Source organism: Paenibacillus sp. cl130 (assembly GCF_900116035.1).
In the GTDB taxonomy this organism is placed as follows: Bacteria; Bacillota; Bacilli; order Paenibacillales; family Paenibacillaceae; genus Paenibacillus; species Paenibacillus polymyxa_B.
Genome location: NZ_FOYG01000008.1, coordinates 39,922 through 61,857, shown reverse-complemented (window position 1 = coordinate 61,857; position 21,936 = coordinate 39,922). Strand labels below are relative to the sequence as shown.

The 21,936-nt window shown below is 46.6% G+C and carries 19 protein-coding genes and 1 riboswitch; of the genes, 11 read left to right on the top strand and 8 right to left on the bottom strand.

The genetic code is table 11. The annotated features are described in order from the left end of the window. Positions 1 to 58: 58 nt before the first annotated feature. The 4 genes from BM358_RS20475 to BM358_RS20460 form a co-directional block, all read right to left on the bottom strand. Positions 59 to 1,525, bottom strand: coding sequence for an amino acid permease (locus BM358_RS20475; RefSeq protein WP_023990305.1), 1,467 nt, complete (start codon positions 1,523 to 1,525; stop codon positions 59 to 61). A 134-nt stretch (positions 1,526 to 1,659) separates the two neighbouring features. Next, positions 1,660 to 1,862: riboswitch (Lysine riboswitch) on the bottom strand. 121 nt (positions 1,863 to 1,983) lie between these two features. Continuing rightward, positions 1,984 to 3,117: a virulence factor gene (locus BM358_RS20470; RefSeq protein WP_023990304.1), complete on the bottom strand. Its 1,134-nt coding sequence runs from the start codon at positions 3,115 to 3,117 to the stop codon at positions 1,984 to 1,986. A 328-nt stretch (positions 3,118 to 3,445) separates the two neighbouring features. After that, a complete protein-coding gene (locus BM358_RS20465) occupies positions 3,446 to 4,678 on the bottom strand; it encodes an MFS transporter (RefSeq protein ID WP_028541834.1) in 1,233 nt (410 codons plus the stop codon). Positions 4,679 to 4,767: 89 nt separating this feature from the next. Continuing rightward, positions 4,768 to 5,322 (bottom strand): MarR family winged helix-turn-helix transcriptional regulator, encoded by a 555-nt coding sequence (locus BM358_RS20460; protein ID WP_023990302.1) that lies wholly within the window; start codon positions 5,320 to 5,322, stop codon positions 4,768 to 4,770. A gap of 351 nt (positions 5,323 to 5,673) precedes the next feature. On the opposite strand from BM358_RS20460, the gene BM358_RS20455 reads away from it, so the two are divergent. From BM358_RS20455 to BM358_RS20445, 4 genes are all read left to right on the top strand, one after another. Continuing rightward, complete coding sequence (locus tag BM358_RS20455) at positions 5,674 to 7,020, top strand: cytochrome ubiquinol oxidase subunit I (protein ID WP_023990301.1); 1,347 nt, start codon at positions 5,674 to 5,676, stop codon at positions 7,018 to 7,020. Continuing rightward, positions 7,017 to 8,048, top strand: a complete 1,032-nt coding sequence (locus tag BM358_RS20450; protein ID WP_023990300.1) for a cytochrome d ubiquinol oxidase subunit II — start codon at positions 7,017 to 7,019, stop codon at positions 8,046 to 8,048. The genes BM358_RS20455 and BM358_RS20450 overlap by 4 nt, the downstream gene beginning before the upstream one ends. A 6-nt stretch (positions 8,049 to 8,054) precedes the next feature. Further along, positions 8,055 to 8,165 (top strand): cytochrome bd oxidase small subunit CydS family protein, encoded by a 111-nt coding sequence (locus tag BM358_RS27210; protein WP_007432143.1) that lies wholly within the window; start codon positions 8,055 to 8,057, stop codon positions 8,163 to 8,165. Between the two features lie 211 nt (positions 8,166 to 8,376). Further along, entirely contained in the window at positions 8,377 to 9,387 is a 1,011-nt protein-coding gene (locus BM358_RS20445) for an MBL fold metallo-hydrolase (RefSeq protein WP_028541835.1), read from the top strand. Positions 9,388 to 9,481: 94 nt separating this feature from the next. Here BM358_RS20445 and isdG read toward each other — a convergent pair whose 3' ends face one another. Genes isdG through BM358_RS20425 form a run of 4 tightly spaced genes read right to left on the bottom strand, consistent with a single transcriptional unit; the run spans position 9,482 to position 12,610 of the window. Next, entirely contained in the window at positions 9,482 to 9,832 is a 351-nt protein-coding gene (isdG, locus tag BM358_RS20440) for a heme oxygenase (protein WP_023990297.1), read from the bottom strand. A gap of 1 nt (position 9,833) precedes the next feature. After that, positions 9,834 to 10,625: an ABC transporter ATP-binding protein gene (locus BM358_RS20435; RefSeq protein WP_028541836.1), complete on the bottom strand. Its 792-nt coding sequence runs from the start codon at positions 10,623 to 10,625 to the stop codon at positions 9,834 to 9,836. Further along, positions 10,622 to 11,620: a FecCD family ABC transporter permease gene (locus BM358_RS20430; protein WP_028541837.1), complete on the bottom strand. Its 999-nt coding sequence runs from the start codon at positions 11,618 to 11,620 to the stop codon at positions 10,622 to 10,624. Before BM358_RS20430 ends, BM358_RS20435 begins: the two co-directional genes overlap by 4 nt. 9 nt (positions 11,621 to 11,629) lie before the next feature. Then, positions 11,630 to 12,610: an ABC transporter substrate-binding protein gene (locus BM358_RS20425; RefSeq protein ID WP_028541838.1), complete on the bottom strand. Its 981-nt coding sequence runs from the start codon at positions 12,608 to 12,610 to the stop codon at positions 11,630 to 11,632. 399 nt (positions 12,611 to 13,009) lie between these two features. On the opposite strand from BM358_RS20425, the gene isdC reads away from it, so the two are divergent. The 7 genes from isdC (at position 13,010) to BM358_RS20390 (ending at position 21,685) form a co-directional block, all read left to right on the top strand. Beyond that, positions 13,010 to 13,525: a heme uptake protein IsdC gene (gene isdC, locus BM358_RS20420; RefSeq protein WP_028541839.1), complete on the top strand. Its 516-nt coding sequence runs from the start codon at positions 13,010 to 13,012 to the stop codon at positions 13,523 to 13,525. Between the two features lie 72 nt (positions 13,526 to 13,597). After that, on the top strand, positions 13,598 to 14,065 hold the full coding sequence (locus BM358_RS20415; RefSeq protein ID WP_029519187.1) for an NEAT domain-containing protein: 468 nt from the start codon (positions 13,598 to 13,600) through the stop codon (positions 14,063 to 14,065). Positions 14,066 to 14,097: 32 nt separating this feature from the next. Then, complete coding sequence (locus tag BM358_RS20410) at positions 14,098 to 14,595, top strand: NEAT domain-containing protein (protein WP_023990291.1); 498 nt, start codon at positions 14,098 to 14,100, stop codon at positions 14,593 to 14,595. A gap of 89 nt (positions 14,596 to 14,684) precedes the next feature. Next, complete coding sequence (locus BM358_RS20405; RefSeq protein WP_028541841.1) at positions 14,685 to 18,677, top strand: NEAT domain-containing protein; 3,993 nt, start codon at positions 14,685 to 14,687, stop codon at positions 18,675 to 18,677. Between the two features lie 281 nt (positions 18,678 to 18,958). Further along, positions 18,959 to 19,918 carry a heme ABC transporter substrate-binding protein IsdE gene (gene isdE, locus BM358_RS20400; RefSeq protein ID WP_028541842.1) on the top strand — a complete coding sequence of 320 codons (960 nt, stop codon included), beginning with the start codon at positions 18,959 to 18,961 and terminating at the stop codon, positions 19,916 to 19,918. Positions 19,919 to 19,932: 14 nt separating this feature from the next. Continuing rightward, a complete protein-coding gene (locus BM358_RS20395) occupies positions 19,933 to 20,916 on the top strand; it encodes a FecCD family ABC transporter permease (RefSeq protein ID WP_028541843.1) in 984 nt (327 codons plus the stop codon). Further along, on the top strand, positions 20,906 to 21,685 hold the full coding sequence (locus tag BM358_RS20390; protein WP_023990285.1) for an ABC transporter ATP-binding protein: 780 nt from the start codon (positions 20,906 to 20,908) through the stop codon (positions 21,683 to 21,685). The genes BM358_RS20395 and BM358_RS20390 overlap by 11 nt, the downstream gene beginning before the upstream one ends. Positions 21,686 to 21,936: the final 251 nt, after the last annotated feature.

Genomic DNA, 21,936 nt, shown 5'->3' with positions numbered 1-21,936 from the left:
GGTTTACCAGCGTGTTTTTCCTGATATGTGGAGACGGGCTTTTTTTTACTGTTTTCTATTATTTATCCGAAGAAGCATCTGGACTCAAATCACATTCTTTTAACGGAACGATTTTAGTACGTTTGGTCCATTTGTAGCCGAGCCACAGCAGAAGGAACAGCGGCACACTCATGTACGTAGCGATCATCGTTTTCCAGTCAATCTCCTGTCCGGTGAAGGCATCCGCCCCTTGCCCGATAATGACAATGATACACAGAGCGAAGGCGAACAACGGCCCAAACGGGAACCAGCGGGCTTTGTATGGCAGCTCACTTAGACTGTGACCCTGTGCAGTAAAGGCACGGCGGAAACGATAATGGCTGACCGCAATCCCGACCCACGTAATAAATCCACACATTCCGGAGGCATTCAGCAGCCAGTTATAGACTACACCGTCTCCATACAGAGAGGCGAGAAAGGCCAGCATACCGACAGCGGTCGTGATCAGAAGCGCGTTCATAGGAATGCCGCGTCTATTGATATGTCCGAGGAAACGCGGGGCTTTACCTTCCCGTGCCAAAGCGTACAGTACCCGAGTTGCCGCGTACATACCCGAGTTACCTGCCGACAATACGGAAGTCAAAATAACGGCGTTCATAACAGAAGCAGCAATCGCAAGCCCTGCTTTTTCAAATACGAGCGTGAACGGGCTGACCCCGATGTCACTGATATCTCCCCGCAGCAGATTCGGATTGGTGTACGGAATGATCAATCCAATCACGAGAATCGCCAGAATATAAAAGAACAGGATGCGCCAAAAGATTTGACGGATGGCGCGCGGCACATTTTCACGCGGATTTTCGCTCTCTCCAGCGGCTACCCCAATCAGCTCCGTTCCCTGAAAGGAAAAGCCCGCTGCCATGAATACGCCCAGTACAGCAAAGAATCCGCCATGGAACGGGGCGTCTCCTACCGTGAAGTTGGCAAAGCCGATCGCAGGGCCACCCATAATGCCAAAGATCATCAGCACACCTACAGTCAAAAAGATGACGACGGTCACAATTTTAATCATGGCGAACCAGTATTCAGACTCACCGTAGCCTTTGACGGTCAACGCGTTCAGCGCGAAGATTACGGCTAGGAATAACAGACTCCACCAGGCAGAGTGGCTTTCCGGGAACCAGTATTTGATGAGCACGGTCGCTGCTGCCAATTCGGCAGCAATCGTCACCGCCCAATTGTACCAGAAGTTCCAGCCCATGGCGAAACCAAAAGCCGGATCGACGAAGCGACCTGCATAGGTGTTAAAAGAGCCAGATTCAGGCATAAATGTAGCCAACTCACCGAGGCTGGTCATGAGGAAGTAGACCATGAGACCAACTGCTGCATAAGCCAGCAGGGCACCACCGGGTCCAGCTTCGGCAACCGCGCCTCCACTGGCGAGGAACAGACCTGTTCCGATAGAGCCGCCGAGGGCGATCATCGTCATATGGCGGGCTTTGAGACTTTTACGCAAGGTTGCGTCAGGTGTTGCTTTGTGTTGCACGTTCAAACACTCCTTCATGAAATTGTATTTCATGTCAGGGCAAGAGCCAGAAGGAGGGGGAGTATATAAATCAAAAAACCGCAGGGAATACGCCTGCGGTCTTGTCTATGCATTCCGCACCATACCTTCTTCTATAACAAGATAGCTCAACACACGTGTCTGTGTTAGGACAGCGTGTGACAGTTCTGCTCCTTTCGGTTAGCAGCCCCAGCATTCGGAGTATTTACAAAGAGTCAGCTCCGCATACTTCGGCGGGTGTACCTTTCCACTGGAATCTCAGACGGCTCTTATCGTCTCCTCCGGTGTACTGATTACATCCGCGACCTCTACCTCATCATAAAACAGGGTTGATGAGGTGTATGACATGATATTTTATTGTATAGCGAACTACAGTATATCGTACCTGTACATCTTCTGACAATCGACAATTTTTTGAAAATCACTCGTAGAATCTTAAATTAAGAGTTCCGCTTGGCCATCTGCTGCCAAACTGTTCCCGCGGCTTGTTCGCCTGATTCGATGCGCTCCAGCGCCATTTTAGCCTGTAGACTAACCTCGAATTCGGGATCATCGACGGCCTTCTCCAGCGCATCACGCGCATCCTCAGTTCCAACCTCGTATAAAAAACGTGCCGCCCGCCAGCGCACCAACTTGCTGCTATCCGACAGGGCTCCGATCATTGCGCTGGTAGCGACCGGGTCGCCGATGTCCGACAACGTGTCGCCTGCGGTGCGGCGTACTGCCGCTGAAGGATCGCGCAGTGCCTCGGCTAGCAGGTCCATCGCCTCCGGTGAGCGAATATCGCCCAGATAGACGACGCCCAGCCGCCGCAGCTGCATTTTGTCGTCATGCAGCGCTTGCCGGATAAGCGGCAAATGCTCGGGCGTCGGTTCCAGCCGATCCAGCGCAGCGTAGCGTGTGCGCCAATCCTCGTGCTGCAGGGCCTGCCCCAACTCGGCATCGCTCCACTCGCGGCGTTCCTCCACGAATTCGCTGTTGTTTGCGCCGTGGGCAATCGCCTGTTGGATAATCTGCTCCAGCCGCTCTTGCGGAAAGGCAGCTTCCAGTTCCTGCTCGACCTCGCGTGCAATGTCCGGTAGTTCACCATAGCGGACGCCGTAATCACTCAGCTTGCGTTCCTTAATCAGCGTTGCACTCGCTACACGGGTAACGGCTTGCACAAAGCGGTCAGACAAGGAAATTCGTTCCTCCTGCTGCCCCGCCTTGACTCGAATTTGCATAGGAATGCCGCGAAAAAATTGCACAAAGACCTGTGCCTCGCCAAATGCTTCTCCAGAGGTTTCCTCTGGCAAATCCCAATTGGCGTCAGCGCCTTCCTCGCCTAGCCGATCCCGGACTTGACCCAAAATGGTGGACCAGTCTGCATTCCCTTTGCGGTCAAGGGCTACAAAGTCGGTCGTGTGAAACACGCTTTTGACCCCTTCAATGCCCAGCATGCGCCGGATAAATGGAGGAGCGGAACGCTCATTGTCCCGTGTATATGTTCTGCGGATACCCGCTTCCAGTCGCTCATCCAGATGCAGCATCATGGTGTTCGGACTGGGAGTTGGCTCGATAGATGTTATTTTCATAGCTCAGTACAGCCTCCTGTTCAAAAGTTCTCCATATATAGCTTATCTGTATTGTAACTCATTCTGCGAATGTCTCCAAAGAGAAGTTCGTGTTTCCGAGGAAAACACAATGACATATCTCACACTAATTCATGTGAACATGGCTGATGAATATGGAGGTTTTTTTAATAAAAACAGGATGCTATATAAGCCGAACTCGAAAAATTAACATGAAAACGGAGTGGCGGAATGGTGCTGTACAAGCGTAGCGGTGGCGATGGGAAGCACCATCCGACTGCGCAGTGGCGCTATAGGTAGCTTTTAAGTTTGGTTTATAGTTTGATGCTGTCTATGCATTCCGCTTCAGCGGATCGTTCTGGTGGCTGCGAATGAGCAGGGAGGCGATAAAGCCTAGAAACAGAACAGCTGCCAGCAGCATAAATGTAGTCGTCTGATTACCGCCATTATCCATCAAGCGAATGGAAAGCACAGGAGCTAGACTTGTACCGGCAAACAGGATGAAGGTATATAGTGAGACAGCTATAGCCCTCGCTGCGCCGCCGAGCTGGCCGACGATTGCTATGAGTGAAGGAACACTCAGGGCAATGCCGCTGACAAAGCATACACTCAACACCACGATAGTCATAAGAGAGTGTGTCATTCCCATCAGCGCCAAACTCAGAATGGAAAGAATAAGAGCTGTACGTAATATAAGGTGCACACCGTATTTCTGGGCTAGCTTTCCGGCGAATGGTGAAAGGAGCATGCCGATGATACCAGCGGATCTGACATAAAGCATCTGTCGGCTATTCAGGCCAAATTCAGGGCCGCCAAGATAGCTACCCAAAACCGTATACATGCTCACAAAGGACATCAGGAGAACAAAAGCAACCGTATAGCTTAACCATAAAGGATACGAGCGCAGAACGGTCCCCAACTGACTGAAAGCTGCCCAAATGCGAACACCTCGTTGAGGGGAGGGGGTTTTAGGCAGGAAAAAAAGGACGATTAGGAAGGTAATTGCATACAAAATGCCTAGCATCCGAAATACCGTATTCCACCCCATTTGCTCGCTAATGACAATACTAAATACCTGACCAGCGATACCTGCTACTAGAAAACCGGTGCTGATAAAGCCGATAGCCGTTACCCGTTTTTCGGTCGGGAACATATCGACAGCGTATGCAAGAGCAACGGGAGAAAAGGTGGCCGCAGCTAAACCCTGAAGCAAGCGCAGTGTAACTAATACAGAATATTGACTGGTTAAGCTGATGGATAACGAAATAATCGTTAATGCGAGCAGTCCGGTGACGATAACCTGCTTTCGTCCAAAGCGGTCAGACAATCCACCATAAACAAGACATCCTGCCGCAAAGCCTAAGGAAAAGATACTGCCCGGCAGGGCTGCTTCAGCAAGTGTTTTTCCAAACACTTTAGCAAAAAGAGGGACCAAAGGGATCGTCACATACAGGCTGGACATAACGGCAACCGCTGACCAGCATAGGATTACAGTCATCCATGCATAAGGGAGAGCCACATTTTCTTTCTGTATAACGGTATGATTGGTTCGTAATTTACTCATCAATGAACACTCCTTGATCATAAAATAAACAGCTTGTTGATACGCGTAATTAATTATATTAGATAACCTAATTATATGTTTAAAAAAATTTATCTGCCCACCCCCAATCTGCCTTCCATATGATGATGGATTTTTTCTATAATCCGCGAAAAAACGACCTGCTCCTCTGGCTCCAAAATACTCGCTAGAGAAGCACAGGAAGACCAAAATACAGGAAGCACCTGCTGTACAAGATGAGTCCCAGCTTCTGTAATGCGTACATGAATTTTGCGTCGATCTGTAGAATTATGTTCTCTGATAATCCATCCTCGTTGCTCTGTCCAGTCCAAGATTGATGTAACAGATGCACGACGGATTCCCAGACGGTCGGCAATCATAGAGGGGCTCATCTGAGCCTGAGATTGGTGTAGTGTCAACAGCAACAACAGATCTAGCTTACTCTCTGTGAGGCCGTAGGCAGATAGATCTAGATCGATCGCGTCCAGCACGTTATCACCCGTCCACAGCAAGAAGAGACCAATGCGGGCAAGTTGTCGGTCCGTTCCTGCAAGGGCAGTTTGATCCATTAACTCCAGATAAGGTTCTGGACCCAGACGGGGAAGGGGTTGCTGGACGGTGTCCCGCTTACTTTGTTTTGGTGGCATAAGTTCACTCTTTTCATATAATTAGGTTATCTAACTATATATCAATATAACGTATTGAAATGCATAAGACAATATCTAAAAAGAAATACGGCTACATTCAATGCAGAAGCAGGGTTAAAACTCGGAAGAATGAACCAAACTGTGAATAGGTTACCAAAATGCGCCAATAGATAAGTGAAGGAGGCGTTCCTATGTTCCGCAAGCAGGAAAGAACGCTCATTATTGTATGTATAGTAATTGCGGCCATTATGCTATATGCCGTAATTAAAAGCATAGCTCGCTTGACTCCTTAGTTGGTAATCCAGAGTGATCCGCGATGTTTAAAATGTGAAATAAAGGAGTGAAACCCATTTGTCTTCACTGGACCCTGTATTGCTAAGCCGGATGCTGACCGGAATTACCCTGTTTGTTCATATCGTATTTGCATCCATCGGCGTTGGCGTACCCTTAATGATTGCACTAGCAGAATGGCGTGGGCTGCGAACCGGTGATCCGCATTATACACTGCTGGCCCGACGGTGGGCGCGAGGGTTTGTCATTACCGTTGCCGTGGGTGTCGTTACAGGCACCTCCATTGGTCTACAGCTCAGCTTGCTCTGGCCCACCTTTATGCGGGTGGCTGGACAAGCGATTGCGCTACCTCTGTTTTTGGAGACGTTTGCTTTTTTCATCGAAGCTATATTCCTGGGCATCTACTTGTATACCTGGGATCGGTTTAAAAGCAAATATTTTCACCTGATGCTGCTCATCCCGGTAGCGATTGCCTCATCTGCATCAGCGGTTTTTATTACGACTGTGAACTCGTTCATGAACCAACCTCAAGGCTTTACACTCAAAAATGGAGTCATGACTGATATTCATCCCATCCAGGCCATGCTAAATCCGGCTACCCCGACTAAAGTTTCTCATGTACTGGCTTCTTCGTATACATTGAGCGCTGGGGTGCTGATGGGACTGGCGGCTTACAGCATGCTGAGGGGACGTAATCACCCTTATTTCAAAAAGGCACTGAAGCTGACTGCCACCTGTACCATTGTGTTTGCCATCAGTACCGTGATGATTGGAGATGCATCCGGTAAATTTCTGGCCAAATATCAGCCAGAGAAGCTGGCCGCCGCCGAATGGCATTTTGATACGATGACGCATGCGCCCTTCGTATATGGCGGATATATGGATAAGAACGGTGAAATCAAGTATGCGCTGAAAGTGCCTTATGCACTTAGTGTGTTGGCCGGGAACCTGCCCAGTACGGAGGTCAAGGGCTTAAATGATTATCCCGTAGATGAGCGTCCGCCACTGTCTATCCATTATATGTTTGACCTGAAAATCACTACAGGGGTGCTGATTCTCGTCATTCCACTGTTATATCTGATCCGCAAGCGTTTGCCAGGTCGCAAACCATACCCCAGATGGCTGCTGTTGGCGCTCATTTTGGTGGGGCCGATGGCGATGGTAGCTATTGAACTCGGATGGATGTTTGCGGAGGTCGGTAGACAGCCGTGGATTTTACGCGGATATATGAAAGTCTCCGAAGCAGCGACCACTTCTACGAGTGTCGGGTGGATGCTGGTGCTGTTTGTTATTTTGTATCTGGTGTTGTGTTTCTCGGCCATTAAGGTACTCAGCAAGCTATTCCGCAATAAGGATGCGGTAGAAGAGATAAGGCAGCTGGGCCTGGAAGGGGCTGAAGGCAAGTGAGCTATGAGATTGTAGGTATCGCCATTTTGTGGACGTTCCTGTTCGGATATTTGCTTGTGGCATCCATTGATTTTGGTGCAGGGTTTTTCAGCTTTTACAGTGTGTTAACAGGCCACCAGAACAAAATCCACAATATCATTCAACGGTATCTGTCCCCGGTGTGGGAGGTAACAAACGTATTTCTCATCTTTTTTGTGGTGGGATTAAACGGGTTCTTCCCGGATGCGGCATATTACTATGGTACGGCGTTACTCGTTCCCGGCAGTATTGCGATTGTGCTTCTTGCCATCCGAGGAGTGTATTATGCATACAATACGTATGGGCATTCCGGTAAAAATAATATCGTCTACATGGCGTTATACGGTGCGACAGGGTTGCTGATTCCGGCGGCACTATCCACGGTTCTTGCCATTTCGGAAGGCGGCATTATTGTAGAAAACAGCACAGGTGTTCATCTGCAATGGGGCCAGCTATTAAGCAACCCCTACACGTGGGCGGTTATTATTCTGGCGCTGGTGAGTGTATTGTATATCTCGGCGATGTTTTTGTCCTTTTATGCCAAAAGGGCAGGGGACAAGGTTGCTTTCGAAATCGTACGAGGGTACGCGTTGCTCTGGAGTGCTCCTACGATTTTGGCGAGTCTGCTCGCATTTTTTCAGATTAACAAACAAAATCCAGATCATTTTACCAATATGCTGAACATAGCCTGGATGTTTGTTGCATCCTTCATATGCTTTGCGGGAGCAGTTTATCTGGTATGGCAGCGGCGGCATCTAGGGGTTTCATTCATATTGGTGATGCTGCAATTTGCATTTGCCTGGTATGGCTACGGCCGCTCGCATCTCCCGTATGTTCTGTATCCCTACATTAATGTCTACGACAGCTTTACAAATTCTACGATGGCGTATGCATTGATTACGGCGTTTGTTGCGGGTCTGCTGGTGCTGATCCCTTCGCTAATCCTGATATTAAGATTGTTTCTGTTCGATGCAAAATATGTGCGCGGACATGAAGGGAAGAAAGGGTGAGTTAGAGTGGCTGCTTTCGAGCATTTTACGATTATGTACGAGTCACCTATCATTATTGTCGTGGCGATTGTGTTTTTGTTTATTTATTCGGCACGCTTTAAAAATCCACAAGACTGACAACAACAGGTGGAACAGGCCTTCCTGATTGATTCGGGAGGTCTGTTTTTGCTGTATTATCGCAGAATTTCCTTTACAGACGTGATTGAATTATACTTTACATATATCAGGATGTTGCATCATTTTATGTTCACACTCGAGTGACAATATATAGTTAAATTGAACCGATGCGTTTTTTGGAAAACGGGTTCATCAGGGAGGGAGCTGCATCATGCCCAAAGTTCGTTTTAACAATATGGATCATGTAAATACCGATAAAACAATCAAGCAATTCAGACAATGGCGGCAGGAGCGACGCAGCAAAATAAAGGATTATACGTTCGTTGTGCCAAACCATCCCCCGGAGCTGGAGTTCCTGCATAGCAATCGGGAGATGGCGACAGCGACCTGGGTGGGACATTCCACCTTTTTCATCCAGTATCTTGGGCTGAATATCGTCACCGATCCGGTATGGGCAGAGCGTATGGCTCTTGATAAAAGGTTGGCTCCGCCCGGCATTCGTATTCAGGATGTACCACCACTGGACATCATTCTGCTGTCTCATTCACATTATGATCATTTACATTTAGAATCGTTGCGGAAATTATATCGTGCAGATACGCTGATGCTCGTACCCACGGGGTTAAAGGCGAAAATGATCCGCAAAGGTTTTCGTAACTGTCATGAGCTGCAATGGTGGGAGCATTTTACGGTAGGAGGGGTACGATTTACGTTTGTTCCAGCCCAGCATTGGACACGACGCACGCCGTTTGATACGAACACTTCGCATTGGGGTGGATACGTTCTGCAAAATGAGCAGCAGGTGATTGGCTCTGCCACGTCCGTCACGGAACCTCATCCTCATTCGAATACAGATTCAGAGCATACACCGACGTTGTATTTTGTGGGAGACACTGGATATTTTCGTGGGTTTAAGGAGATTGGCGAGCGCTTTGCCATTGACCTGACCTTTATGCCGATTGGTGCGTATGAACCGGAATGGTTCATGACCTCGCAGCATGTGACACCGGAGGAGGCATTGCAAGGGTTTGTAGATTGCGGCGCAGATCAGATGATTCCGATGCACTACGGAGCCTTCAAGCTAGCGGATGATACGCCAAGAGAGGCGCTGGATCGGCTCGAAGCGGAGCGTGAGCGTAGGGGTATTGCGAAGGAACGCATTCATGTTCTGGGGCACGGAGAGACGCTGAAAATTGGACGTCGCTGCTCAACTACAATCTGAGGAATTCGACATAATCCTTATAGAAAAAGCGACTCTGCGGACAATTGATATTGTCTGCGGAGTCGCTTTTTTGTTTTTAGGCTGTGATGCAGGATTAAACTGCTTCCGTATCACTCGCCAAAGAGGAATCGCTGTTGGCGATGGGATGACGAACGATTTTAACTTCATAGAACGTGATTTTATTTTCAATAATATAGTCCGGAATTTGACGGTGGCTATGGGATTCGCGGAATGCTTCGCTTTTCGTCCAGCCTTGGAAGTTCTCCTTTTCTTTCCAGCGTGTACTGATCGTTACTTCCTCATAATCCTTCGTGTTTTCAGTCAGCAGCACTTCCAGACCGAGAAAACCTTCCATTTTTTCAACTTTTCCTTCTTTGTTAAATCTTTCGATGAGTAGATGTGCATTGCCCGGTGTGATTTTAGATGTATTTGTAACGATAACCATATTAAATTCCTCCTGAATGATGTGGTATGGTCGGTATAATAACCGGATAGCCATTCTCAAATTTGATGGTAGCGTTCATTTCATAAATGTCGCGAAGAAAAGCAGACGTCAAAATCTCACGGGGTTCGCCGGCAACGGCGATTCGTCCCTTTTTAAGCGCAATCATATGATGACAATAGGCCGCAGCTTGCTGCAAATCATGCAGTACCATAACAATCGTCAAGCTGGACTCGTGATTGATACGCCGCAGCATATCCATAACTTCAAATTGGTGGGCGATATCCAGAAAAGTGGTCGGTTCATCGAGCAAAAGAATATCCGTTTGTTGGGCCAAGGCCATTGCAATTCGTGCTTTTTGTTGTTCACCTCCCGATAGAGTATGGAACATCCGATCTGCATAGGGCTGGATGCCCGTGATCCTCATGACATGGTCCACGATTTGCTGGTCCTGTCCGGTATGGCGTACCCTCAAGCCCTTGGCATGAGGAGATCTTCCGTAAGCGACCAGCTCGCGGACCGTCAATAACGGCAGCATATCCTTCATTTGCGGTAGCATTGTAATCGTCTGGGCAAAATCACGCCGCTTGTATTCCTGCACGGGCTTGCCGAGGATGGAAACCTGACCCTGATCCTGCTTGAGCAGCCGGGTCATGATCCGCAAAAGCGTGGACTTGCCTGAACCGTTCGGTCCGACGATCGCAGTGAGCTGACCAGCGGGCAAGGTGATATTCACATCGTCCAGCTTGAAATACCCACGTTGTAAGGAGATATGCTCACCCTGAATGGCTGTCATCCGAAACTCCCCCGTTTCTTGAGCAGGATTAAGAAGAACGGTGCTCCGATGACGGCCAGCAAAATACCTACAGGCAGTTCAATCGGGTCAAACCAGGATCGCGCCACCGTATCTGCGAGAACAACCAGCGTTCCGCCGCCCACAATGGAAAGGGGAAGGAGGAACCGATAATCTTCCCCGATCAGCAGCCGTATGACATGGGGAACGACCAGTCCTACAAAGCCGATCAACCCGGCTACACTGACTGCTGTACCGGCAAGCAGGGCAGAAAGCAGGATAATGAGCATACGTTGAAGCTCTACTCGCTGGCCCAGCAGCTGTGCTGAATCGTCGCCCAGCAGTAGTAGATTAGCAGGTTTAATCGCAAAGAAAGAGGCGATTAATCCAATGATGGCGTAAGGAGCCATGAACTCTAGATGATGCCAGCTTCGTCCGTTTAATCCGCCGGATAGCCAAGGAAGAACGGCCTGTACGCGGTCGCTGTACATGACCATTACGCCGTTGGTGAGTGCGCCCAGCAGCGCGTTGATCGCAACGCCAGCCAGCACAATTTTAACAGGCAATGCCCCTCGGTCCCAAGCCAGCAGATAAATGACGATTGCGCTCAGAAAGGCTCCCAAAAAGGCGGTTATCGGAAGAAGGTAGCTGAGCTGTGGAAGCATCACCATCGTAATGACGGCGGCAAGTCCACCTCCTGCCGATACACCAATAATGCCAGGGTCAGCCAATGGATTTTTCATGACACCTTGAAGAAGTGCTCCGGAAGCTGCGAGACAAGCTCCTACCAGTAAACCTACTAATACTCTGGGTAGCCGGAGATCCATCAGGATCGTGCGATATGTAGATTCATCATTATGTAGCAAAACATGATTAATTTCTTGAAGTGGAATCGACACCGAGCCGTAGGCCAGACCGTACACAGAGACGGCCAGCAGTAGAATCGGAAGGGTAATCCAGGCGATGGTGCGTCTTCTGGCGCGCTGTAGTTTGTTCATCTCCATCGCCTATTTCGCCGGATACAGCTTTTGATGCATCAAATCCAGCGCTTTAGTGACACGTGTGCCCGGATTCGTACCGAACAGATCTGAAGGTAAAACCTCGACCTGATTGTTTTTGACTGCTCGGATTCCGTTCCAAGCTGCATTTTCCTGCATTTCCTTTATAAATGCGGCTTTAACATCTTCCGTATTGCCATGGGTCATGATGAAGATGTAGTCAGGGTCAGCCTGTATGATGCGTTCTGTGTTCAGCTGCGCGTATTGTGGGAAATTTTGCAGGCCCGGAAAATCAGCGGCGATGTTGGAGCCACCTGCAGCTTCCAGAATGTTTCCACTCAGTGAATTCGGCAGTGCCGCCATATACGTAGCCGGGGCTCCGTAGACTAGCAACACCTTCGGTTTGGAGGCAGAAGCGGTTTCCTTTTGCAGCTTAGCTATTAGTTGGTCAATTTGCTGATTTAGCTTCACGGCCTGAGCCTGCTTTTGCAGTAATTGTCCGAACAGCGTAATTTGCGACTGAATATCGTGAACTGAATTGGCTCCCGTCAGCAGCAGCTGTGAACCGACTCCTTCAATGGCTGGAATGTCTTTTTCATTCATAGGATAATTGCCTAGCACGACATCCGGTTTGAGCATCGTAATTTTCTCCAGATCGACTTCATGAGTGGAGCCTACTTGCTGAACGTTCTCAGCAGCAGGTACGATGGCAGGTCCATTGGAGTTGGGCCTGCCCACGGCAGTTCCACCCAATGCGTATATGATATCCAGATCGCCATTGCTGAGCGCAATGATATGTTGAGGGACCTTTTGAAACGCTAACGTCCGTTTTGAAAAATCAGTAACTTGAATCGCCGCACTGCTTGTCGTGCCAGAAGTGGCAGATACGGATGCACTGGTTGGTTTGTGATCTGCGGTCGAGGCACCATTACTACATCCGGTAACTGCCAATAAAAGCGCTGCGGACGACCACAACACATAAGATTTCATGTTATTCCTCCTGCAATTTTCGAGTTAAACAATAATGATAATCATTTTCATTTATGTATAAGAGAATGATAATGAATATCACTGGGGATTGTCAATTGAAAAAAGCAAATTTTTAAATAAATTTTGAACTAAAAATAAAAGGGGTATATTCGAATTATAGAAGAAGGAACTACAAATTTTTCTTAAAAAATAGCATATATCAAGGGGTTATGTACATGCAAATACATATTGACATTTTCGAAAAGTGTAAGATATATTGGTGATGGGTTTACTTTATTTTGCGAAATTCTGGAATAGAAAGGTGGGAAGACACGGCTCAAAAAGAGCTATTTTTTTTAATTATCAATTGAGAATGATAATCAATTACTTAAATTCTCGTGGGGAGGGACTGCTGTCATAATGAAGAAGGGGTATTCTGCAATTATTGCTGTGTTTCTGCTGGTGAGTGTGCTGAGCTTTTGGCCAACTTCGTCATCTGTAGTAGCCGCTGCGGCTTCTCCAAAATTGGCGGATGGTACATACACGCTCAAATACAATATCCTCAAGGCAGAAAATGATTCGGTGTCCATGGCTAATGATTATTTTGAAAAACCAGCTAAGTTGTATGTAAAAAAAGGTCAAATGACCATGCAAATTAAGCTGAATCATAGCGAATGGACAACCGGGTTTAAAGTAGATTACAAAGGCAAAATCATCGATACAAAGGTCATCCATAAGGATGCCAAAACCGATACCCGCACCGTACAATTTCCAATTACGAGTGTGAACAGCCCGCTAATCTCTAAAATCCATGTTACTGTCCCTGCGTATAACTACGATCATGACTATACGATCCGCTTCGCTTTTGATTCCAAAAGCGTCAAAAAAATAGCAGCCGTCCAGTCAGCAAAATCAACTAAATCTTCCAAGAAGTAAATTCAAGCCATCTTTATCGTTCATAAAATCAACACAAATTAACGCATAAAAAATTGAGGAGTGTGTGTAGATATGAATATGGTAATGAATCGCTTTGAGCAATTTTCTTTTAAGAAGGTATTTGTAGCATTGATCATGACAGCGCTTGTTTTTGCACTCGTTGCTCCATTCTCAGCTAAAGCGGCAGCAGCCGACGGCACGTATAACGTAGACTATACTGTTTTGAAGGATCAAACCAATGAAACTTCTCGATTGGATAGCTACCTGACGAAGCCTGCTCAGGTTACGGTAGCTAATGGCAAAAATGTCGTTCGTCTGACTGTGAAAAGCAGCAATCTGATTACAACGTTCAAAGTAGAGCAAAATGGCGTACTGCAAGATGCGACTGTAGTAAGCACAGATACTGCTAGCAACACTCGTGTAGTGGAATTTGAAGTTGCTGATCTGAATGCAAAAGTGAATGCTTACGCTGAAATCACAATTCCAGTAATCGGCTACACAGGCAAGTACGATGTACAACTGCAATTCGACGAAATCTAATCCAAAATAAAACGTAAAAGGAGATTAAGAACATGAACATGATTATGAATCGTATGGAAAAATTGTCTTTGAAAAAAGTAATGCTTACTGTACTGATGGCAGCGCTTGTTTTTGTGGTACTAGCTCCATTTTCTGCCAATAAAGCGAATGCGGCTTTGCCTAATGGAACGTATAACGTTGATTATACAGTGTACAAAGATGGTACCAATGAAACCTCATACATGGACTCAAACGGTTATGTCGCCAAACCCGCTACATTAATCGCTAATAATGGTCAATACAAAGTTAGAGTAGCTATTACTAAAAGTGCTTGGGTCACTGAATTCAAAACGCAACAAAACGGCCAGTATGTGAATGCGAGTGTGGTAAGTACCTCAGGTGATACAAGAATAGTAGAGTTCCCTGTAAGTAGTTTTTCCCAAAAATTGAATGTTAAGTTGCATGTAAGTGTGCCTAAAGAATACACTGGCGGCATTCCATATGATCACGATTACACTGTTCAATTTTTATTTGACGAAGATTCCATCTAATAGTGGAGTAATTATACATTGATCTTATACTCATTTGGAATTCTATTGAGCTCCAAATGAGTATATTTTAAGTAGGGGGATTAATACACTTGAAAAGGCAATTGAAAAAATACTTAATGACGTTTGCAGCTATTGTTATGCTGCTCTCAGTTGTTTTCCCATTTGCTCCGACCGTATCTGCTTCTGATGAGACAAGCTCATCAACTGAATCTGGTGTATCCGAGCCCTCTGTGACGCAAGATGTATATCCGATAGAGCCAAGTCCAGAAGAAGTGGTTCCAACAGTAGATGTGGCAAGTGCGTACACAGTAGCAGCCGCAGACTCACAGAGTTCCAGCACTGTGAAGGATACTAATGAATATTCTATTAGCTACGTTGTTAAAAGTGAAAGCAAGGTGTCAGGGGTAGTGACTTCCCCTTATAATGATATGTTCCTAAAGCCAGCTACGTTGACGGTTGAACAGAGTTCTACTGTAGGGCAGGCTACGTATCATGTTTCTTTAATTCTCGACAATCCTAATACTCCCTTTACAGATATCGAATTTAGACAAAACGGAGAAACCGTTCCTGCCCATATTTCAGATTTAGTAAAAGGGGAAAAGACGTATGAACCACGAACAGTAACATTTGATGTGTATAATTTGGAACAGAAAATTGATGTGAATTACAATTTAAATAATAGACTCAGACAAAACTGGATTGAATTTGATCCATCAACTATAGCTTTAAAAGAGGGACCCGTAACTCCCCCTACCCCTTCACCTGAGCCGGAAGTTCCCTTGAAACCGGGTGTCCTTAATTTTACAATACTGAAGGACAAATCAGAAGAAGTTTCTGTGATGGACGGTTACGCCTCAAAGCCTGCAAAGCTCGTTCAAAAAGGAGATAAATGGTATATTCAACTGACGTTTAATAACAGTAGCTGGATTCCTTCATTTCAAACAGAGCAAAACGGTAAATTTGTAGAAGCAGCAACTATTTCAGAGGTTAGTGACGCTAATCAGCGTACGGTTGAGTTTGAAGTAAGCAACTTATCCAATAAATTGAATGCTTACACTCATGTGATTGTGCCTGGTTTGGAACTGGGAGGAGTACCATACGATCATTGGTATCATGTTCAAATCAAGTTTGACACAAGTATTACACCTGACCCTAGTGCACCACCGACCTTGGCGGATGGAACGTACTCTATTAACTTTAATGCGCTGGATGCAACAAAAGATCAAGCATCGAGAATGGCGCAATATCTGGTGTCTCCAGGGACTTTGACGGTATTGAAGGGGCAAAAAGAAGTTTCCTTCACCATTAAAGACAGCACTACAGTAACGGAATTCAAAACAGAACAAAATGGAACGTTGACGGATGCGGATATTGTAAGTGAGGACAAAACAGCCAATACGCGTGTGGTGAAATTCAAGGTAGCGAATCTGGATACAGTTTTGAACGCACAAGTCCATATTCTCATGGGTACGTATAGTGCAGACCACAAAATACGCCTTAAATTTGACCAGCCAGGAACGGACAACGGTTCAACTCCAGTAACGTCAAATCTGGACTTTACGCTGTTAAAAGACGGTTCAAGTGAAAAGTCCATGATGGATGGATATACAGAAAAACCGGGTACCCTGGTTGAACGTAAGGGCAGGAAATATGTACAGTTCACTTTGAAAAAGAGCAAACAGATTGACGGCTTTAAAGTAGAACAAAACGGAGTATTGACCAATACGGCCGTAGTAAGCGAAAATCAAACGGCGAATACACGTGTTATCGAATTTGAGGTTAAAGAAGTGCCTGCCAAGCTGAACGCATGGGTAAGCATCAACTGGCCTGAGTTAAATTATGTGGAAACATATAATGTCGATCTCCAATTAGGAACGGCAACATCCCCGGTTGATCCTGGGACGCCAGGTACGCCTGGAAAAGTTTTAGCTGATGGAACGTATTCGATCCAGTTCAATGCATTGCACGCAACAAAAGATCAAAAATCGGCAATGGCGCAATATTTATTATCTCCGGCAACACTGACGGTATCAAAAGGCAAGTATGAAGCTTCCTTCACGATCAAAGACAGCGCCACAGTGACGGAGTTCAAAACAGAACAAAACGGAACGTTAACAGATGCAGATATCGTAAGCGTGGACAAGAAAGCGGACACACGTGTTGTGAAATTCAAAGTGGCCGATTTGGACGCTATTATGAATGCACAGGTACATGTGAGCACGACCTATCCAGGTGGGGTTTATGAGATGGATCATAAGCTTCGTCTTCAATTTGACCGCAGCAGCATTGCGGTAAAAGGAACAGACGGCGGCACAACTCCCGTGACTGAAAACGGCAGATACAGCATTGATTTCTCCGTACTCAAAAATGGAAGCAATGAAATATCTGTGATGGATGGCTATATGCAGAAACCAGCCACGCTGTTAAGACAGTCCGGTAAAAATGTGATTCAGATCAAAATGGACAAGAGCAGTTGGATTAAAACGTTCAAAGTAAATGGTGCAGAGGCTCAGGTTGTCGATCAATCGAGCTCCGCAGATACAAGAACAGTACAATTCGAAGTACCCAATCTGTCGGATAAAGTGACAGTAAATACGCATGTGATCGTACCTGGATTGGATTTGGGTGGCATCCCTTATGACCACGTATATGATGTGCAGTATCAATTCGAGCCTGCTACCATTCGCAGCTTTGTCGAGCCTTCCTCTTCGGGTGCAGCTGATCCCATTGTTAAATTGGATTTCGACAAGCTTGCCAATGGTAAATATGCTTTGAAATTCAGTATCGTTTTGTCTGATGGTTCCACAGGAGTGGATTCTCCGGCTCAACGCTTCATCACTGACGAATCGGCGCAATTGGTCGTGGAAGGCGACAAACGGTTTGTAGGTCTGAAGCTGCAAAACAGTAATGAAGTGAAGGCGCTGCGCATTTGGGACAACGCAAGCGGGGACTACCGAGACGCAGAAGTGACACAGGAAGATGCAACAAGCAATACGAAGCACGTTCGTTTTAGCGTGAATGACTTTAAAAACAATGTAAAAGGCCAACTGGTTGTCTATGAAGCCCCTAAAGTGGCAAGTTCCACTCCGATGGTCTTTAAGACTGAGGATCGGGTAGAGAAGGTATACGATTTTGAATTTAAATTTAACACCAGCGATGTTTCTTACTACAACGAAACTAAAGCAGACGAAGTAGAGCAAGGGAAAAACAACTTAGCGGATGGAGAGTACAGTGCGAACTTCCGTGTGCTGGCGAACGGAACGGACAAGGATTCTCTAGCGGCTCCTTTTGTACAAAATCTGGCGAAATTGATTGTGAAAAATGGTAAGGTTCAGGCCCATGTAACCGTTACGGACAACCAGGCTTTGAAGCTGTTCCAAACGGATTTTGAAGGCCGTTATGCCAATCCGACGATTATGGGTTCAGACACCAAAGGTGGCACGCACACTATTGCATTCGAAGTGCCTGATTTGGATAAAAAGTTGAGTGTGTACACACAGGTATATCTGCCTGAGAAATACATTCTAAATGAGAAATTCGGCGGACAGATTCAATTTGACCGTGCATCGCTTAAAGGTGAGGGAGACAATGCAGCTACAACTGCAACCGCTACTGAACCGACAGCAGCATCTACGGACAAGGCAGCAGAAACGACCACACCTGTGGCAGAAAAAAAACCAGTAGTTGAGCAACCGATTCAAACGGCTTCCGAGAAGCAATACACGATTAATTACAACGTATTTAAAGACAAAACGAGTGAAGCTTCCGTTATGGACGGTTATCTCGACAAGCCAGCCACACTGATTGAAAAGGGAGACAAGCGCTATATCCAAGTGACCTTGAAAAATAGCTCTTGGATGCCAACTCTACAAGTGGAGCAAAACGGTACCCTGAAAGATGTAGAAGTGATCTCGACATCCGGCGATACACGTGTCGTTCAATTCGAGGTAGGAGACTTGTCCCAGAAAATCAGTGCTTACACACACGTCATTGTGCCTGGCTTGGTCCTTGGCGGAGTGCCGTATGATCACTGGTATACAGTTCAGTTTCAATTTGATGAAGCAAGCCTGAAAGCGAAGTAGCCTCAGGTTGTGACATCAATGAAGCCCGAATAACAGCAAAGTTTGTATGCGAGCAAGTCTTGGTGCCCCGGCGTCAAGACTTGTCAGCATTTACATACCCGAGGAATTTTGCAAAAATCCAATAAGCGACTTCTAATGAACAATATGTAGATCGAAATGGTCTAGTTCGTCTATATATTGCACTTTGGAGCACTGGAATCGAATTTTGCAAAATCCGGATACCCGAAAAGTTGGGGTTCCTAATGTTGTTCTATATTTTGAATTGAGGTGACTGGATTTTCATGAAACGGTATATAGCATTGGCTCAAGGAAGATCGTTTTGTTTGTATATGTTAATCGGCATCGTGATCTTGTTGCTGGCTGGATGTTCGGGAGGGGCACAGGCCGGGCAGAACCAGAGCGATGGTTCGAAATCAGCGGCAACATCTAATGCAACCGGAAAGTCGTCTGACGGTAAAGCTCAAGCTCCTCGTATTGTGGCGACTACGGTAGCCATTGCGGAAATCACGGATGCACTGGGCCTGGATTTGGCAGGCAAGCCGACAAGCGCGAAAGTGCTGCCTGACCGTTACAAGGATGTGCCTGATGTGGGTAATCCGATGAGTCCTGATATGGAAAAAGTGATGTCATTGAAGCCGACGGACGTACTGTCGGTGACGACACTGAAATATGATCTGGAGCCTAAATTTAAAGATTTGAAAATCAATGCCGAATTTTTGAATTTTGAAAGTCTCGCGAATATGCAAAAAGAGATTCAAAAGCTGGGAGACACGTTTGGCAAAGCCGATAAGGCCAAAGAGATTAATGGAGCTTTGGATGCCAAAGTAGCTGAGATTCAACAAAAAATCCAAGGGAAGAAATCCCCTAAAGTATTGATTTTGCTGGGAGTACCAGGAAGCTATCTGGTGGCTACCGAGCATTCCTATATTGGGGATCTGGTTAAAATTGCAGGCGGAACCAATGTGGTTCAGGGCGAGAAGGTGGAGTTCATTGCCCACAATACCGAAGCCTTGCAGCAATCCAACCCCGATATCATTTTGCGCGCTGCACACGGGATGCCGGATGAAGTAGTGAAAATGTTCGATGAAGAGTTCAAAACTAACGATATCTGGAAGCATTTCAACGCTGTGAAAAATGGGCATGTCTATGATCTGCCTGAACCGTTGTTTGGCACAACAGGGAATTTAGCGGCAAACTCGGCGCTGGATGAGCTGATGAAAATGCTGTATCCTTCGAATTAAAGGAAGCTGATGACATGTCCAAAAAAGTATGGAGCCTTATTGTTGTAATTGTCTTGCTCGTCGGCGTCATGCTGTATTCAGCGATGACAGGCAGTCTCAAGGTGGATTTGAGTCAGTTGATGACCGGATTGTGGACAGGTACAGATGATCAGGTGAATGTGGTCAAGGACCTGAGACTACCGAGAATTTTCGTGTCCGTGATGGCAGGTGCAGCACTTGCAGTAGCGGGTGTTTTGCTGCAAGCCGTCATGAAAAACCCACTGGCGGATGCAGGGGTTATCGGCATTTCTTCGGGAGCGGCATTGATCTCGCTGATTGCGGTGACGGTCTTTCCTGCGCTTTATTTCTGGATGCCGTTCTTTTCATTTATTGGCGGTGCGTTAGCCTGTCTAATGGTTTATGGTTTTTCATGGAAATCTGGCTTGCATCCGATTCGTCTCATTCTGATCGGGGTGGCTGTGAACGCCATTTTTTCCGGCCTAGGTCAGTCGTTTAACTATCGAGGCAGTTATGCAGTCACTAGCATTAATCAGGTTACCACTTCAACCTTGTCTATGAAAAAATGGGTAGATGTCGAGGTTATTGTGACCTATGGCGGGATTGGACTAATTTTAGCCATGCTCGTGTTCTCTTGGTGCAATTTCTTGTCCCTTCAAGATAAAACAGCTAAAAATCTGGGATTCAATGTAACGCGTGCACGACTTTTGATTTCTGTGATTGCAGTGCTGCTTGCAGCAACGGCTACAGCCATCGCGGGAGTGATTGCCTTTATCGGTCTGCTCGTTCCGCATTGTGCCCGCTACCTAGTTGGCTCGGATCATAAGTGGTTGATTCCATTTTCCGCCTTATGCGGCGGCTTGCTGCTGCTGCTCGCGGATACACTGGGGCGGACAGTGCTTGCTCCCAATGAAATCCCGGCTTCTATTATTATGGCCGTCATTGGCGGGCCGTTCCTGATATTCCTGATCAGAAAGGCGGATCGCACCTATGGACATTAAGGATATAACCTTCTCTTATGATCGGAAAACAGATCGTCTGCATGCTATTAATGCTGTTATTGAGTCGGGACGGATCACTACCATTATCGGTCCCAACGGATGCGGCAAATCAACGCTGCTCAGCGTGATGTCCAACAATGCTGTTCCCCGCTTGGGCCAAGTGATTCTGGACGGCAAGGAGATAGCCCACTACAAGCCCAAGGAGCTGGCCCGTCAACTGGCGGTAGTCCATCAGCAGAACGAGGCACCTTCCGACTTGACTGTAGAAAAGCTCGTAAGCTTCGGCAGGTTGCCGCATAAGAACATGTTCACAGCGAGGCGTGACGAGGATGAGGAGGCGATTGAGTGGGCAATAGCCTGCACTAACCTGAACGAACGTAGAACTCGCACATTGGATCAGCTCTCAGGAGGAGAACGGCAGCGTGTATGGATTGCAATGGCCTTGGCACAGCGGACGCCAATTTTATTTTTGGATGAGCCGACCACCTATTTGGATATGTACTACCAGCTTGAAATTTTAGAGCTCATTCGGCAGTTAAACCAGGAACATGGACTGACAATCGTGATGGTGCTGCATGATATCAATCAGGCTATTCGGTATAGCGATGTGATGATTGCCATGAAGGAAGGGCGTATTATAGCGAACGGCCCACCTACAGAGGTCGTTACATCTGAACTGATCCAGACGGTCTATGACGTGGAGGTCGTAATCAAACAGGATGATGAAGTCGGCATGTACCTCATTCCGTTAGGTGTCGGGGTTTCCTGACAATTACAAGCGCATGGAACATCAATGCCGCGACTGAATAACGCGTCTGTTCTAACGGCATCTCAACGAATTTAGAACATGAAAATGGTTCTGGTCCATGTGTTTGTCAGGCGACAATGGTGGAGACAGAAGCATTTTTTATTTTATTTATAAGATATTGGATGAGATTCAGGGGCGGTTATACTTATACTACGGTTCGAATCCGATCTTTTGTGTGTTATACTATTGCCGTCGGTAATTTTGTGTTTAGC

Bases quoted from the DNA above. Each gene is read 5' to 3' on its own strand.
- BM358_RS20470 (WP_023990304.1), bottom strand. From the start codon at position 3,117: ATGAAAATAACATCTATCGAGCCAACTCCCAGTCCGAACACCATGATG.
- BM358_RS20465 (WP_028541834.1), bottom strand. From the start codon at position 4,678: ATGAGTAAATTACGAACCAATCATACCGTTATACAGAAAGAAAATGTG.
- BM358_RS20460 (WP_023990302.1), bottom strand. From the start codon at position 5,322: ATGCCACCAAAACAAAGTAAGCGGGACACCGTCCAGCAACCCCTTCCC.
- BM358_RS20445 (WP_028541835.1), top strand. From the start codon at position 8,377: ATGCCCAAAGTTCGTTTTAACAATATGGATCATGTAAATACCGATAAA.
- isdG (WP_023990297.1), bottom strand. From the start codon at position 9,832: ATGGTTATCGTTACAAATACATCTAAAATCACACCGGGCAATGCACAT.
- BM358_RS20435 (WP_028541836.1), bottom strand. From the start codon at position 10,625: ATGACAGCCATTCAGGGTGAGCATATCTCCTTACAACGTGGGTATTTC.
- BM358_RS20430 (WP_028541837.1), bottom strand. From the start codon at position 11,620: ATGAACAAACTACAGCGCGCCAGAAGACGCACCATCGCCTGGATTACC.
- BM358_RS20425 (WP_028541838.1), bottom strand. From the start codon at position 12,610: ATGAAATCTTATGTGTTGTGGTCGTCCGCAGCGCTTTTATTGGCAGTT.
- isdC (WP_028541839.1), top strand. From the start codon at position 13,010: ATGAAGAAGGGGTATTCTGCAATTATTGCTGTGTTTCTGCTGGTGAGT.
- BM358_RS20415 (WP_029519187.1), top strand. From the start codon at position 13,598: ATGAATATGGTAATGAATCGCTTTGAGCAATTTTCTTTTAAGAAGGTA.
- BM358_RS20410 (WP_023990291.1), top strand. From the start codon at position 14,098: ATGAACATGATTATGAATCGTATGGAAAAATTGTCTTTGAAAAAAGTA.
- isdE (WP_028541842.1), top strand. From the start codon at position 18,959: ATGAAACGGTATATAGCATTGGCTCAAGGAAGATCGTTTTGTTTGTAT.
- BM358_RS20395 (WP_028541843.1), top strand. From the start codon at position 19,933: ATGTCCAAAAAAGTATGGAGCCTTATTGTTGTAATTGTCTTGCTCGTC.
- BM358_RS20390 (WP_023990285.1), top strand. From the start codon at position 20,906: ATGGACATTAAGGATATAACCTTCTCTTATGATCGGAAAACAGATCGT.